This is a genomic window from Nocardioides sp. (assembly GCF_036267815.1).
GTDB lineage: Bacteria > Actinomycetota > Actinomycetes > Propionibacteriales > Nocardioidaceae > Nocardioides.
Map to the genome: position 1 here is coordinate 1 of NZ_DATAVI010000095.1, position 13446 is coordinate 13446.

Consider the following 13446-nt stretch of genomic DNA (forward strand, 5'->3'; position numbering starts at 1 on the left):
GTCACCACCGCCGCCCTGGTCAACGAACTCATCGAGGCCGCCGACGACAAGGAACTCTCCCGCATCGTGGGCCGCTACGCCCGACTCGACCTGCTGTGCCTCGACGAACTGGGCTACGTCCATCTAGGGCGTGTCTCCCAAAGGGAGCCGGTCACGGGTGATTTCTTGGGTGGGTGACGCGAACAGCTGTCCTTGATGACGCGCATTGGGCTCGGATCGAGCCGCTCCTGCCCTCCTCGGACGGTCAGCGGGGCCGTCCGTTCCGCGATCACCGGCAGGTGATCGAGGGGATCATCTACCGCTTCCGCACCGGGATCGCGTGGCGTGACCTGCCACGCGACTTTGGGCCCTGGCAGACGGTGTGGAAGCGCCACCACCGCTTCAGCCTCGACGGCACCTGGGACAAGATCCACACCCGTCTGCTCGCCGAGGCCGACGCGGCCGGTGACATCGACTGGGCGGTGAGCGTGGACTCCACGATCAACCGCGCCCACCAGCACGCGACCACACTGGCCCGCGACACAGGGGGAGCTGTCGAATCACACGAACCGGCTTCTCGAGCCGGCTGACCATGCGATCGGCCGCTCCCGCGGCGGCCTGTCGACCAAGATCCACCACGCCTGCGACGGCAGCGGCCGCCCGCTGGTCATGCTGCTGGGTCCCGGCCAGGGCAACGACTCGCCAATGTTTCGCCATGTGCTCAACGCGATCCACGTCCCTGTCAGCGACGGTTGAAAACTGACCCCGGAGCGTCGGGCGAGTTCCAGACCACGTCGCAACACCTCCTGCTAGAGGAGGGGCATGACGATGGCGAGACGGGGCCGCAAGCGGCGTCTGGGAATCGAGGATGAGTACTGGCAGCTGATCTTGGCAGGCGTGGGCACGGTCGAGGCCTGCAAGCTGGTCGGGGTCGGTCGGAAGACTGGATACCGGTGGCGTGCCGAGCGCGGTGGCCTCCCGCCGTTACGGCGCGTTGAGCGTGAGCGTTCGGACCGCTACCTGTCGTTGCTGGAGCGGCAGCGAATCGCGACCTTGCGCGGTCAGGGCCTCTCGATGCGGGAGATCGCTCGTCGACTCGGCCGATCGCCCTCGACGATCAGCCCGGGACCTTGCCCGGAACGGCGCCGCGGCCGATGTGGGCGGCTACGACGGCGATCTTGCCCACAGCCGAGCCCGCGAGCGATTGGAGCGTCCGCGGGGTGGTCGCTTGGTCGTCGAACCGGGTCTGCGGGAGGCGGTCCAGGCCAAGCTCGAGCTGGAGTGGAGTCCGGAGCAGATCGCGGCGTGGTTGCGCGCGGAGTTCCCGGACAGGCCGCGGTGGCATGTCTGCCACGAGACCATCTACCAGGCGCTCTACAACGGCGCGAATGGTGTTCTGAGCAGGCAACTCACCAAGAAGCTGCGCACCGGACGGCCGTTACGGAAGCGCCGCCGCCGAGCCCACGAGCGGACGCCACGGTTCATCGCGCCTGCGCTGCTCATCGATCACCGCCCGACTGTCGCCGCTGAGCGGGGTCGCGTGGGCGACTGGGAGGGCGACCTGATCACCGGTCGTGGCGGCCTGTCGGCGATCGGCACCCTGGTCTGTCGACGCAGCCGCTACATCAAGCTCATCCACCTGCCCGGACGTCGCACCGCAGAGGGCCTGATCCTCGGCATCCGTGAGGCGCTCACAGACCTTCCGGAGTCCGTGAGGTTCACGCTGACCTGGGATCAGGGCTCGGAGATGGCCGGCCACGACCAGATCGCTGCGCTCTTCGGCGAGGGTGTCTTCTTCGCGCACGCCGGCAAACCCTGGCAGCGACCGACGAACGAGAACAGCAACGGCCTCCTGCGCCAGTACTTCCCCAAGGGCAGCGACCTACGCGCCCACTCTGTCGAGGATCTACGCCGAGTCGAGGAGCGCCTCAACACCCGCCCCCGCAAGACGCTCGAGTGGGCCACACCGGCTCAGATCTTCGCTGCTTCGCTAGCCTCGTCCTGACCTTGGTGTTGCGACGCCGGCTCGAATTCGCCCTGGAACTCGCCCGACGCTCCGGGGTCAGTTTTCAACCGTCGCTGACACTCGTTCTGGCTCTCGGAGGATGCATGGCGACAAAGCAGGCGTCGGGGCGGAGGGGTTTCGGTCGAATAGAGAGGCTGCGGTCGGGCCGGTACCGCGCCGCCTACACGGGACCGGACGCACAGTTGTACCGGGCCTCGATGACCTTCGGAGCCAAGGACGACGCGATCGCCTGGCTGTCAGCGCGACGTGCCGAGATCGAGATGAGGGTCTGGGCCCCGAGACCGTGCTGCATGGCGTCCGGAGCCGCAACGCGCGAAGCTTCGTGAGTACGGCGACCAGTGGCTGGAGAACCGCAAGACCCGCGGTCGCGCGCTCCGGCCGACCACTCGTTCTCAGTACCGCATGCTGCTCGACAAGTTCATCTACCCGACGTTCGGCGACGAGGGGATCGACAAGATCTCGAACGACGATGTGAATGCCTGGTACGACGCCCTCGAGCCGGGCCGAGAGAGCATCAAGGCGCAGTCCTACAGCCTGCTCCGCACCATCTTCGCCAGCGCCGCCTCCGAGCGACCCACCCCGATGATCCCGTACAACCCCGCGCACATCCGGGGCGCCGGCAACACCAAGCGAGCCCACCACGTGCAGCAGGCCAGCCTCGAGGAGCTGCGGATCATCGTCGAGGAGCTGCCCGACCGCTACAAGCTGATGGCGCTGCTCGCGGCCTGGTGCGCGATGCGTTTCGGCGAGCTGGCGGAGCTGCGCCGCAGCGACATCGACCTGCGGACGAACCGGGTGAAGATCCGCAGGGGAGTGGTGCGCGTCGACGGTGAGTTCATCGTCGGCCCGCCGAAGTCCGACGCCGGCGGCCGTGATGTGGCGATCCCTCCGCATCTGGTGCCGCTCGTCAAGGACCACCTGAAGAACCTCACTGCACCCGGCAGGGACGCGCTGCTCTTCCCGGCGGCTGCCGACGACAACCTGCACATGGCGCCGTCGACGCTGTACAAGGTCTACTACCCGGCCCGGAAGGCCGCGGGCGCGAAGACCTGCGATGGCACGACCTGCGCCACACGGGCGCGGTGCTCGCTGCGCACACCGGCGCGACACTTGCCGAGCTCATGGGTCGACTCGGTCACTCGACGCCGGGTGCCGCGATGCGCTACCAGCACGCCGCGGCGGATCGTGACGCGGAGATCGCCCGGCGGTTGTCGGAGCTGCACGACCGGATGGACGCCGATGAGTCCTGATCGACGCGATCGTCGCAAGGCGACGAAGCCGAAGCCAAAGTCACTTGCTGTCCGTACCGGGCCGTCGCCCGACGACGAGCACGAGGTCGTCTTTTTCAAGCGCCACAAGGCCGACGATGCCAACGAGGCCACGCCTGGGAGGGAATCGCTCGACTCCTATCCCGCCAGCGTGCGGGCGAAGATGCGTGCAGCTCTCATCGCTGTCGCGACGGCGCCGCCGAAGCGGTTCGCGGGCGGCGGCTACTGGGAGGCTATGAAGGGCTACATGAGCGGCTGGTTCGAGCTTCGCGCTGACGGTCCCCGACGCCACCACTACAGGCTCTTCTGCCTGCTCGACTACGAGGCCAAGGCGCGCGAGAAGCCGCTGCTGGTGATCATCGACGGACGCGACAAGCCGTTCCGGACGGTGCTGTCCGAGAAGGAGTACGCGGACGTTCGGGCCCTCGGCGAGGAGTACCTGAGCCGGAACCCTCGTTCGATCGCTTGACCGTCAAGCAGGAACCTTGGTCTTGCGCGTTCGCAGGGTGTCGAGGTGCCTGGCCAACCGCTTCGGGTCGGCGGAACGACCCGCCAAAAGCGGATCTGTGACCTGGTTGCGCTCGTTCTTCGCCAAGGGCTCGACGGTGATCCGCAGCCCGAGCGCTGCAGCTACCTCGGCGAGAGTGCCGAGGGTCGGGTTGATCTTGTCGGAGGAGAAGAGCCGTCGGATCGTCGCCGGCTCGGCCTGGATGGCCCGCGCAAGCTCGGCCTTGGATAGCCCAGCGGCTTGGCGGGCGTCGTCGAGGGCATTGACGATCGCGTCAATGGTCGCGATTCGCATCGACTCTGCGATGTACTCGCGGAGGAATTCGGGGTTCTCCAGATCGCGGGCCAGGTCGTCCCAGAACGCGCTCTGCTCGGGCATGGTCATCAACTCCTCGTTAGGGAGCGTAGCATAAATGTTACGTCTAGGATGTGCGTCCAAGGATATACACGCAGGGCGCGACATCCTCGACGCATGGACGTCGACGCCAGTGGGATCGACGTCAGGGTCGTTGGGGAGGTCGGTCCCCGGGTCGTCGCTGCCGGGCTCTTGAGGTGTCGTGGTCATGGTGGACCTGCTTTCGGTAGGGGCATCTACTCGGTCGATGGCGCCCCGCCCGACAGGAGAGAAGGACGGGGCGCCCGGCTCCTCCGGTCCCGTCGGAGCCGTGTCGACCGAAGTGTTTGCGCCGCACCCGGTCGACCTTCAACAGAGTGCGCCTGTAGCTCCAGGGTCGTCTTCACCTGGCGAGGTGGGATGCGGGAGCAGACCAACGCCCCGCATCTGCTTGAGTTGCGGGGCGTGGGTCCGGTGGTCCGGAGCCCTCGGTGTGCCGCAGGCGATCGGCTCGACGCCCGCAATGAAGGGGCGAGTCCGCGGCTCTCCGACCGGGCCGGGAATCGGAGATTAAGACCAAGCCCTGACAACCGCCTAGACCCGAAGGGGTGGCGCGCGGTGAATCTCACGTGCCGGCGATTGTCATCCAGATATTGGATCGTTCTAACACGCCTGAAACATGCATCGCGCAAGGTGGTGACGACAGACCCAATGGCCACCGATGGAGACTCGCATGCGTCTGACCATGATGCGATTCATACGACGTGCGAACGCCTACACACTGTGGGCCTTCAACCCTCAACCCGAACTGACCAGCCGTTACGACCGGTCACAGTAGAGAGCCGTCGAGGACGCATGAACGGCGACGGCCTCAGCGCCCCACACGCGCTCACCGAGGGCGAGTGGAAGCTTCAAGGCTGCGTGCGCGTATGGGTGACCGCCGACCGCCCCAGCCTCCTAACTCCGCTCACCGTCAAGGCACGGCTGCGTGGCTACAACCAATGGCGCCGAGGGCTGCGCAACGACTTCACTCGCCAGGCGTACCGCGAGTACCTGCGGTTCTACCAGCGCGCGGCGACAGACGGTGAGGACGTCGCGTCCTGAGTTCGCGCGCGGCCACGCTAGGGATGACAACGCCCGCCGCTGCGCTCAGCGACGGGCGTTGCGAGCTGTAGGCAGTCCAGCGGGACCAGGCTAGACGCGGTACAGGTCCGCGTGCTCCTCGACCGTGAGACCGAGCTCCTCCGCGATCTGGAAGGTCTCAACGACGTCCAGGTCCCCCGCAGCTCCTCGGACACTCCAGCCGCGGCCAGGACCTCCGTGAGCTCTCGACCACGCTCACTCACGGCTCGCTCGATGTTGCCGACGAAGATCGCGCAGGCTTCCCTGACCGACGTGGCGGTCATGACTGCGCCTCGATGCTAACGCTCGTGTCGTCGCGTCCAGTCAGCCGCAACCCCAGGACGCGAGACAGCAAGTGGGCGTCCGCCCGTGTGGCCGTGGACAAGTCGACCCCGGCCACCGTGGCTGCCTCCTCGAGCGTGGTCTCCATGACCTCCAGGATGACCGTGAAAGCCTCGTGGTTCAGTGGCTCGGTCGTGTCGGCCAGGTGGATGAGCTCGGCGGCGAGACGCCGCGCCTCCGTTGGCGTCATCATGGTCTGGGCCGACAGCTCGATGTTCAGGCCCTCATCGTCGGCCGGCGTCCCGTCCGGATAGGTGTAGCCGGAGAGAGCGAGGGCCCAGTTTCTCCCCTCGCGGTCAGCGCTCCAGTGGATGCAGCGGCCCTCGTGGTTGCTGAGGTCCTGCAGATGCTCCTCGCGGGTGACACGGCACCATGGCGGGCAGGTGAACTGGATCTCTGACGGGTTCAGCTCGGCGGTGATCATGGCTTCCTCTCGGTAAGCCTCGGACCGTTGCGCACGTAGCCTGCACGCGACAAGGAAAGAGGCCCTCGAAGGGCCTCTGACCTGCATGTTTCTGGTGGGCGATACTGGGTTTGAACCAGTGACCTCTTCCGTGTCAAGGAAGCGCGCTACCGCTGCGCCAATCGCCCGGGTCGGGTCTTGCTCTCGAGGTGGGTACGGGATTCGAACCCGTGTATACGGATTTGCAGTCCGGTGCCTCGCCTCTCGGCCAACCCACCCTGGATGGGCTCGAGACCCGCTCCGAGCGGACGACGAGGCTCGAACTCGCGACCTCAACCTTGGCAAGGTTGCGCTCTACCAACTGAGCTACGTCCGCCTGCAGACCCCCGGCTTGAAGCCAGCCCGGAGACGCGAACAGAACCATAGCCGATGCCCTCGGAGGCTCCAATTCGGCCGTCGCGCCGTGTCGCACGCGTAGATTTCGGCGCATGCGTCGCCGCTGCGAACGGTTTCCGGGGGCCCTGGCGGCCCTGATCACGCTCGTCGTCTGCGTCTCGTCGACCGCGTTGGACGGCGCCGTCGCGACGGCCGGTCCGCACGGCAGCCTGTCGGTCGAGGGGTACGTCGTGGGCTGGGGCGGAGGAGCCGGGGCCTACCTGAGCGACCGTCGTACCGTCGACGAGATCGGTGTCGACGGGGTCGAGGTGACGCCCGATGCCGACGGCATCACGGCCGTCGCGGGCCCGGCCAAGAAGGCACTCCGCGCGGCACACGCACACCGCGACACCGGCGAGCTCCTGGTCAGCAACTACTCGGACTCGCTCGGCGACTTCGACCCTGCCCTCGCCCGCCGCCTGCTCGGCTCCGACGTCCACCGCAGCAAGGTGGCAGCGGCACTGGCGCGGGTCGTCCGCCGACAGGGCTGGGACGGGATCCAGATCGACCTGGAGTCTCTCGGCCGACCCGACGGAACCGGGCTGGCGGCCTTCGCCACCCAGCTGCGTTCAGACCTCCCGTCGACCGCGTCGCTCTCGATGGCTGTCATGGCGGAAGGCTCGCGGGCGTCGTACGGCCGGCACGGCTACCTGCTCGGACAGCTCGGTGCGGTCGACCGGTTCGTGCTGATGGCCTACGACCAGCACGGGCCCGGCTGGAGCGGTCCCGGCCCGGTCGGGGCACTGCCGTGGGCGAGGCGCGCAGCCGCTCCGCTGATCCGTGCGGTGGGTCGTGGACGGGTCGACCTCGGCATCGCGGGATACGGCTACCTGTGGCGACACGACGGCTCCGGGCGAACCGTCTCCGACGCCCGCGCCCGGCGGCTCGCCGGTGACGCTGCTCGCTGGCACGCACGAGCGGGGGAGTGGAGCGCGCACCTCGGCAAGGGCACGCTGTGGTGGTCCGACCACCGCTCGTACGAGCGACGGGTCGCTCTGGCTCATCACCTCAGGCTGCACGGCGTCGCGGTCTGGCAGCTGGGCAGCGCCGACCCCCTGGGACGCGCAGGGGTCTAGGGTCGGCGACGTGCGCACGTGGGTGAGCGGTCGGCTCCTGGCCGACCCGGACGCTCCGGCCCTGGCCGCCCGCGACCACGGCGTCACGGTCGGGGACGGCGTCTTCGAGGTCGTCAAGGTCGTGCACGGCCGGCTCTTCGCCCCGGGTCTGCATCTGGAGCGTCTGGTCCGCTCGGCGCGCGGGCTCGGGCTCCCCGATCCCGATCCGGACGAGGTACGTCGAGGCATGGCCGCGGTCCTCGAGGGCGAAGTGCCGCCTTTCGCGCGGCTCCGGATCACCTGGACCGGGGGGCTGGCACCCCTGGGCACCCACCGTGGCGACGGGCAGCCGACCCTCACGGTCGTGACGGCTCCGGTCGACCCGTGGCCCGAGACAGCCACGGTCAGCACCGTGCCCTGGCCACGCAACGAGCGGGGGGCACTCGCCGGGCTCAAGACCACGTCGTACGGCGAGAACGTCCGCGCCCTGGCCCATGCCCACGAGCGCGGCTCGAGCGAGGCGGTCTTCGCCAACCTGCGAGGTCACCTGTGCGAGGGCACCGGCACCAACGTCTTCTACGTCGTCGACGGCGAGCTGCGGACCCCGACCCTGGCCAGTGGCTGCCTGGCCGGGGTCACCCGCCGGCTCGTGCTCGAGTGGTACGGCGCGACCGAGGTCGACGAGCCGATCGAGGTCGTGACGAGGGCGGCGAGCGAGGTCTTCCTGACCTCCAGCACCCGCGACGTCCAGGGCGTCCGGCGCTGGGACGACCGCCAGCTCGACGCGCCGGGGCCGATCACGACGCAGGCTCGCCAGGTCTGGCACGAGCGCGAAGGCGAGCTCTTCGAGTCCCCCTGAGGCCTCGATCCCTGCGTGTGGTGCGGATGTGGGGAGCGGCGACCCGTGCGCTAAAGTCGGCGTCCGCACGGGCGATTGGCGCAGTGGTAGCGCGCTTCGTTCACACCGAAGAGGTCACTGGTTCGAACCCAGTATCGCCCACCACGCGCAACCTGCCCTTGACCTGCGGCGACGGTCCCTTCCGCAAGATCGGCATCGAGGCCCATAGGCAATATGTGGGCTACAGAGTTTTACTCTGTGGACTAGACCAGTGCGCCGGTGAACGCTCCTTCCCCTCCCCAGCGCAACGTCCGGAGGTCTGCTGGCCGGCGTTGTCGCGTTCAGGATGGATGCGCCGAGTCCGTCGACTGAGTCCTTTGGGCGCACGCGCAGGCTCACGACAGCGTTACGGAGGCAGGCAGGTGATCCCGAAGGTCGCGGTCTAATGCGCTGGATCGCCGGGGTGCGCCTCGGCGGATAGGTAGATAGTCAGGTCGGCCTCTCGGAGCTGCCGGCGCGTCGAGACACCCACCTTTCCGAAGACGTTGCGCAGATGCCACTCGACCGTGCGGGCGCTGAGGTACATGCGCACCCCAATCTCTCGGTTGGTCAGTCCTCCGCGAGCCAGCTCGGCGACCTGGAGCTCTTGGGCTGTCAAGTGGACGGTGGGGTCGTCCACGAGCCGGCGGACGCGGCGCTCGGTCGTAGCAGTCATCTCACGATGCGCGCGTTCGGCAAAGCTCTGAAGGCCCATCCCGGTCAGGGCATCGTGAGCGGCCGTCAGTCGCTCGAGAGCGTCGGCCTTTCGGCCTCGGCGTCGCAACCACTCGCCGTACAACAGCTGAGCTCTCGCCCAGGGAAATCGCAGCGGCGTCCGATCCAGCCGTTCGACTGCGGCCCGGTACAGGACGTCGGCTGCGTCCGGATCGTCGGCGGCGAGGGCGCCGACCAGGGCTGCGATGCCCTGAGCCCAGTCAGTAGGGGCCGCCAACGCGCGCGCCGTGGTCCAGTTCGACACCACGGCCAGCGCCCCGGCGTCGCCCTGCCGCGAGGCTGCCTCCGCGAGCTCAGAGGCGGCGAGCGTCCGGTATCCGAACACGGACCCGTCCATTACCAGCTTCGCGCATGCGAGGGCCTGCTCGTGCTGCCCCAGCGCGTTGTGGTGTATCGAGCTCAGGTAATGGGAGAAGGCAACCAACCTTCCTCGACCTTCCAGTACGGCCTTTTGGCGCAGCGCCTCGACCATCGTCAGGGTGAGTGCAGAGTCACCGCGCATTGCAGTCAGAACCGCGTCCGTAAGGCCAGCATCCTGGAACCCGGTCGTGGTCAAGAGCTGCCGGACCTCCTCCATCAAACCGATCGCGCGCACCATGTCTCCGCCCAGGGTGAGATAGTTGGCCAGGAACGGGAGCGTGAGCATCAGTTCGACTAGCGCACCCGACTCGCGGGCGACCGAGACCCCCTGCTCAGCCAGCACGAGCCCGGTCTCGTAGTCCCATGTCTCGAGAGCGAGGATTCCCGCGGTCCTGTTCACGACAGGCCAGAAGGGTCCGTCAACTCCTGCTCGTCTGGTCGCCTGGTCGCGGGCCCTGGCCAACGCCAAGCGCGTCTTCTCCGACGCGGCCGCGTCACCCTCGATCGTCCAGCTGGCGATCGCGTCCACTACCAGTTCGGCGGTCTGTGGGCTCCTGAGCCGCGGTGCCGAACGAGCCGCCTCAGCCGACTTGCGGACAAGCTCCTGGCCCTCGGTACCACTCGCCCAGATGGCTGACACCAGGGACTCGACGTGAGTGTCCGCAGCCAGCCCCGGCTCGAGGGGCTGGAGGCGTACAGCGGCGTCGCGGAGGAGTTCGGTCCCTTCGAGCCCCAGTCCTTGCTCGAACAGGATGCGGCCGCGCAGTCGTTGCACAAGAGCGTCGCGCAGTTCGGAAGGGTAGCCCGGCTCCGACTCCACGGCGGACAGCAGATGAAGCGCGGAGTCGAGAGCACCGGCCTCGTGCTTCGCCTGTGCAGCGGCCAAAGTCCGGTCTGCACGTCGAGGTCCGTCCGGGCTGAGGAGTGCGGCCCGCTCCAGAAACGCCGCGGCACCGAGCAGTCCGCCGCGCGCCTTGGCCCGGCCGGCGGACTGCTCGAGCTCCCGGGCGATCTCCTCGTCCTGGGTGAGGGTGGAGCTCGCACGGTGCCAGGCGCGTCGGTCTGGGTCCCGGATCGGGTCCGTCACCTCTGCCAACGCTCGGTGGGCGTCCAAACGCATCGACACGGGGGCGTTGCGATAGGAGGCGGCACGAACGATCGGGTGGCGGAACCGCACATGCTCGTCTATCTCGATGAGGCCCGTGTGCTCGGCCGGGACGGCGGCGTCGCGGTCGAGTCCCAGCACCTTGGCCGCCCTCCACAGCAGAAGCGGGTTTCCGGTCGGCTCGGCCGCCGCGAGGGCCAGCAGGTTCTGCGTCTCTGGCGGAAGTGCGCGGACGCGACGGGTGAAGGCGAGGTCCAGTTTGGCCGTCAGAGTGCGCCGCTCCGGGTGGTCGAACTCTTCGGCCACCTCCGCCTCTGTCCAGGTCAGCGGCAGCTCCAGTAGCGCCAACGGATTGCCCCGAGCCTCTGCGAGGATGCGGGTGCGGACAGACGGGTCCGTCGGTCCGGCTACCAGCGGGATGAGCCGTTCAGCCTCCTCGAGGTTCAACCCGACCAGATGGACTTGAGGCAGGGCCTCGAGATCGTCGCCGTCAAGGTGCGCTCGCGTGGCGATTGCGACGACTGCTCGCTCAGAGACGAGATGCCTGCTGACGAACCCGATGGTGTGCACTGAGGACCGGTCAAGCCACTGTGGGTCGTCGACTACCCAGAGAACCGGGGTGTCGCGGGCGGCTGTCACCACCAGCGAGAGCGCAGCCGTCGCGACCAGGAACCGGTCGGGCAAGGAACCGGTGGCTAGCCCGAAGATCTTCTCCAATGCGCCGCGTTGGGTCATCGGCAGCGATTCACGGTAGCCCAGGATCGGGGCGCACAGCTGCTGAAGCCCGGCGTAGCTGAGTTCCATCTCCGACTCGACGCCGACCGAGCGGCAGACGACGAAGTCGTCGGCGTGGTCGACGAGCTCGCCGAGGAGGGCGGACTTGCCGATTCCCGCTTCGCCCCGCAGGACGACCGCGCCGCCATGACCCCGGCGTGCGCTCCTCAAAAGCTCTTCGAGCTGCAGACGCTCTTTGTGACGACCGAGCAGGTCCGGGCTTCGAGATGCCGACATCTCAATCCCTTTCGAGCGGCACCGTAGCCAGCCGCCAAGACCGATCTGAGTGCCAGGAACATTCCCGGGGGTAGCCAGCCAATCTCGCTGTGAGCATGCGACGGGATCGGGATTCACCGGTTGGCAGAGCTGCCCGGCAGTCGGAGGGAAACCACCCACGGCGTTCCCCTTCTCGTGTCCACCAAGGCCAACCCACAACAATTGCGAGCCGATCGCGGGGACCCAAGGTCAGCGCCATGACAGGCGTACGGGAGGGTGGCAGCTGGTCCTGCTCGGTGTGTTCTACGTCGCCTACACCGCCAGCCGCACGCTCGCCGACAGCGACGTTGCCCCGGCCCGACGACATGCAGACCGCCTCGTGACACTCGAGCGATGGCTCCACATCGACCTCGAGCTCTGGCTGAACCACAGGATCTCCGGGTGGCTGCCTCTGGCGTTGGCGGCGTCGTACTGGTACGCCGTCCTGCTCTATGGCGTCACTCCGAGCGTACTGATCTGGCTGTACCGGCGAGACTCCTGCAGATATGCACGCGCTCGGAACGCACTGATCGTGACCACCGCGATCGGCTTGACCGTCTATCTCGCGTATCCCACCGCCCCTCCGTGACTGATGCCGGGCGGGTATGTCGATACCCTCGCGCGCGTTTCGGAGTACGGCTGGTGGAGCAGCCACGCCTCCGCGCCGGCCGGTTTTGGTGGACTCACAAACGAGCTGGCTGCGATGCCCTCGCTCCACGTCGGATGGGCGGTCTGGGCGGCGTGGATCGCGTGGCGAAGCGGCCGGCGTGCGTATCAGCTCGCAGGCATCGCCTATCCGATGGTGACCAGCATCGTCGTCGTCGGAACTGGCAATCATTGGGTTCTCGACGTACTTGTCGGGGCTGGGGTGGCGGCGGCCGGAACCTTGACGACCTCGCCGCAACTGACGGCTCTCCGTCATGGTGTCAGACCGAAACGCTCGGGCTGAACCACCAGGGTCAGGTAGTCCGGATGCGTTTCTATGAACAGGCGGACGAACGGGCAGAACGGCAGCACCCGTCGGTGGGCGCGGGTGGCTTCGTCAAGGGCGAACCGGATGATTTCTGTGGCCAGGCCCCTACCCTCGAACTCCGCCGCGATGACCGTGTGCTCGAAGGCACGACCGGATGCGCCGTCCCGGTACGTGGCATACCCGGCGAACTCGTCGCCGACGCGGAGCTCGAACCGGCCGGCACGAAGGTTGTCGGTCACCGTCAGGGCGGGCTGACCCTGTCGGTAGCCGTTCGAGGGTGGTTGCCGATCGGTCGTCATGGCGCTCCGGGGACAGTCGGGTCAACGGCAATCGCCCCCCGAGGGGAAAGCTGGGGCGCGGGGGCTTGCATCGCACCGGCGGCCTCGAATCCTGCGGCGAGGTGGCTGCCGTCGCAGAAGGGCTTGTTCCCTGAGCGGCCGCAACGACACAGGGCTGCTCGGGGAAGCCGCTCGAGCTGCCCGTCCGTACGCCGAACCACCAGGTCACCCCGGAGCACCAACGGGCCGTTCTCGACCGTGGTCACGACCGTGACAGGGCGGGTGCGTTCGTCAACCTGCCCATCGAGGCGGCGGTACGTCAATGCGCCGGTCGGGCACCGTTCCACGACCATGCTCACCTGCTCCGCCGGCGCGTCGTCCGGACGAATCCACGGCCGATGATCGCGGTCGAACACCTCGGACAGGCCACGGACGCACTCGGTGGCGTGGATGCACAGGTCGTCGTCGAAGGTGACCTCGATGTCGGTGCCGCGATAGGTGCGTCTGGCCATGCCGGGTCCTTCCACCAGGTGCGACCGCGACTCGAGTGTGAGTGGTGGCCGCGCGCACTGCCCCAGGGATGTTCCCGGGCTCCTCGCTTCCGCCCCGTCGATTCCC

At 67.8% G+C, this 13446-nt stretch carries 11 protein-coding genes, 4 tRNA genes and 3 pseudogenes; 10 read left to right on the forward strand and 8 right to left on the reverse strand.

Features of this window, described 5'->3' with window-relative positions:
* From VHW64_RS19275 to VHW64_RS19300, 5 genes and pseudogenes are all read left to right on the forward strand, one after another.
* Positions 1-177: ATP-binding protein (locus tag VHW64_RS19275; protein WP_329652239.1), on the forward strand; the 177-nt coding region annotated here is incomplete at its 5' end.
* Positions 174-569: an IS5 family transposase gene (locus VHW64_RS19280; protein ID WP_329652202.1), complete on the forward strand. Its 396-nt coding sequence runs from the start codon at positions 174-176 to the stop codon at positions 567-569. The genes VHW64_RS19275 and VHW64_RS19280, both read left to right, overlap by 4 nt.
* Positions 570-807: 238 nt before the next feature.
* Positions 808-1056, forward strand: a pseudogene (locus tag VHW64_RS20355) (IS30 family transposase); the annotation flags it as partial.
* 79 nt (positions 1057-1135) lie between these two features.
* Positions 1136-1984 carry an IS30 family transposase gene (locus VHW64_RS19290; protein WP_422656608.1) on the forward strand — a complete coding sequence of 283 codons (849 nt, stop codon included), beginning with the start codon at positions 1136-1138 and terminating at the stop codon, positions 1982-1984.
* Positions 1985-2335: 351 nt separating this feature from the next.
* Positions 2336-3742 (forward strand): annotated as a pseudogene (locus tag VHW64_RS19300) (tyrosine-type recombinase/integrase); the annotation flags it as partial.
* 3 nt (positions 3743-3745) lie between these two features.
* Here the strand turns inward: VHW64_RS19300 and VHW64_RS19305 are convergent.
* On the reverse strand, positions 3746-4165 hold the full coding sequence (locus tag VHW64_RS19305) for a helix-turn-helix transcriptional regulator (protein WP_329652203.1): 420 nt from the start codon (positions 4163-4165) through the stop codon (positions 3746-3748).
* 804 nt (positions 4166-4969) lie between these two features.
* Here VHW64_RS19305 and VHW64_RS19310 point away from each other — a divergent pair.
* Positions 4970-5218: a hypothetical protein gene (locus VHW64_RS19310; RefSeq protein ID WP_329652204.1), complete on the forward strand. Its 249-nt coding sequence runs from the start codon at positions 4970-4972 to the stop codon at positions 5216-5218.
* 298 nt (positions 5219-5516) lie between these two features.
* Here the strand turns inward: VHW64_RS19310 and VHW64_RS19315 are convergent, their stop codons facing one another.
* From VHW64_RS19315 to VHW64_RS19330, 4 genes are all read right to left on the reverse strand, one after another.
* Positions 5517-6002 carry a DUF6907 domain-containing protein gene (locus VHW64_RS19315; RefSeq protein WP_329652205.1) on the reverse strand — a complete coding sequence of 162 codons (486 nt, stop codon included), beginning with the start codon at positions 6000-6002 and terminating at the stop codon, positions 5517-5519.
* Positions 6003-6094: 92 nt separating this feature from the next.
* Positions 6095-6169: transfer RNA gene (locus tag VHW64_RS19320), tRNA-Val, on the reverse strand.
* Between the two features lie 19 nt (positions 6170-6188).
* A tRNA-Cys gene (locus VHW64_RS19325) sits at positions 6189-6259 on the reverse strand.
* Positions 6260-6284: 25 nt separating this feature from the next.
* Positions 6285-6357: transfer RNA gene (locus tag VHW64_RS19330), tRNA-Gly, on the reverse strand.
* A gap of 112 nt (positions 6358-6469) precedes the next feature.
* Here VHW64_RS19330 and VHW64_RS19335 point away from each other — a divergent pair.
* The 3 genes from VHW64_RS19335 to VHW64_RS19345 all read left to right on the forward strand — a co-directional run bounded on the left by VHW64_RS19335 (position 6470) and on the right by VHW64_RS19345 (position 8474).
* Complete coding sequence (locus tag VHW64_RS19335) at positions 6470-7492, forward strand: glycosyl hydrolase family 18 protein (RefSeq protein ID WP_329652206.1); 1023 nt, start codon at positions 6470-6472, stop codon at positions 7490-7492.
* Positions 7493-7502: 10 nt separating this feature from the next.
* Entirely contained in the window at positions 7503-8330 is an 828-nt protein-coding gene (locus VHW64_RS19340; RefSeq protein ID WP_329652207.1) for an aminotransferase class IV, read from the forward strand.
* Between the two features lie 69 nt (positions 8331-8399).
* A tRNA-Val gene (locus VHW64_RS19345) sits at positions 8400-8474 on the forward strand.
* Between the two features lie 277 nt (positions 8475-8751).
* Here VHW64_RS19345 and VHW64_RS19350 read toward each other — a convergent pair.
* On the reverse strand, positions 8752-11559 hold the full coding sequence (locus VHW64_RS19350; RefSeq protein ID WP_329652208.1) for an AAA family ATPase: 2808 nt from the start codon (positions 11557-11559) through the stop codon (positions 8752-8754).
* Between the two features lie 358 nt (positions 11560-11917).
* Between VHW64_RS19350 and VHW64_RS19355 the strand changes: the two are divergent.
* A pseudogene (locus VHW64_RS19355) lies at positions 11918-12526 on the forward strand (phosphatase PAP2 family protein).
* Here VHW64_RS19355 and VHW64_RS19360 read toward each other — a convergent pair.
* Both VHW64_RS19360 and VHW64_RS19365 read right to left on the reverse strand, forming a co-directional pair.
* Complete coding sequence (locus tag VHW64_RS19360) at positions 12496-12849, reverse strand: GNAT family N-acetyltransferase (RefSeq protein ID WP_329652209.1); 354 nt, start codon at positions 12847-12849, stop codon at positions 12496-12498. The pseudogene VHW64_RS19355 and the gene VHW64_RS19360 overlap by 31 nt on opposite strands.
* Positions 12846-13340 carry a (4Fe-4S)-binding protein gene (locus VHW64_RS19365; RefSeq protein WP_329652210.1) on the reverse strand — a complete coding sequence of 165 codons (495 nt, stop codon included), beginning with the start codon at positions 13338-13340 and terminating at the stop codon, positions 12846-12848. Before VHW64_RS19365 ends, VHW64_RS19360 begins: the two co-directional genes overlap by 4 nt.
* Positions 13341-13446 lie beyond the last annotated feature (106 nt).

Bases quoted from the DNA above. Each gene is read 5' to 3' on its own strand.
- VHW64_RS19310 (WP_329652204.1), top strand. From the start codon at position 4,970: ATGAACGGCGACGGCCTCAGCGCCCCACACGCGCTCACCGAGGGCGAG.
- VHW64_RS19365 (WP_329652210.1), bottom strand. From the start codon at position 13,340: ATGGCCAGACGCACCTATCGCGGCACCGACATCGAGGTCACCTTCGAC.
- VHW64_RS19305 (WP_329652203.1), bottom strand. From the start codon at position 4,165: ATGACCATGCCCGAGCAGAGCGCGTTCTGGGACGACCTGGCCCGCGAT.
- VHW64_RS19360 (WP_329652209.1), bottom strand. From the start codon at position 12,849: ATGACGACCGATCGGCAACCACCCTCGAACGGCTACCGACAGGGTCAG.
- VHW64_RS19350 (WP_329652208.1), bottom strand. From the start codon at position 11,559: ATGTCGGCATCTCGAAGCCCGGACCTGCTCGGTCGTCACAAAGAGCGT.
- VHW64_RS19335 (WP_329652206.1), top strand. From the start codon at position 6,470: ATGCGTCGCCGCTGCGAACGGTTTCCGGGGGCCCTGGCGGCCCTGATC.
- VHW64_RS19315 (WP_329652205.1), bottom strand. From the start codon at position 6,002: ATGATCACCGCCGAGCTGAACCCGTCAGAGATCCAGTTCACCTGCCCG.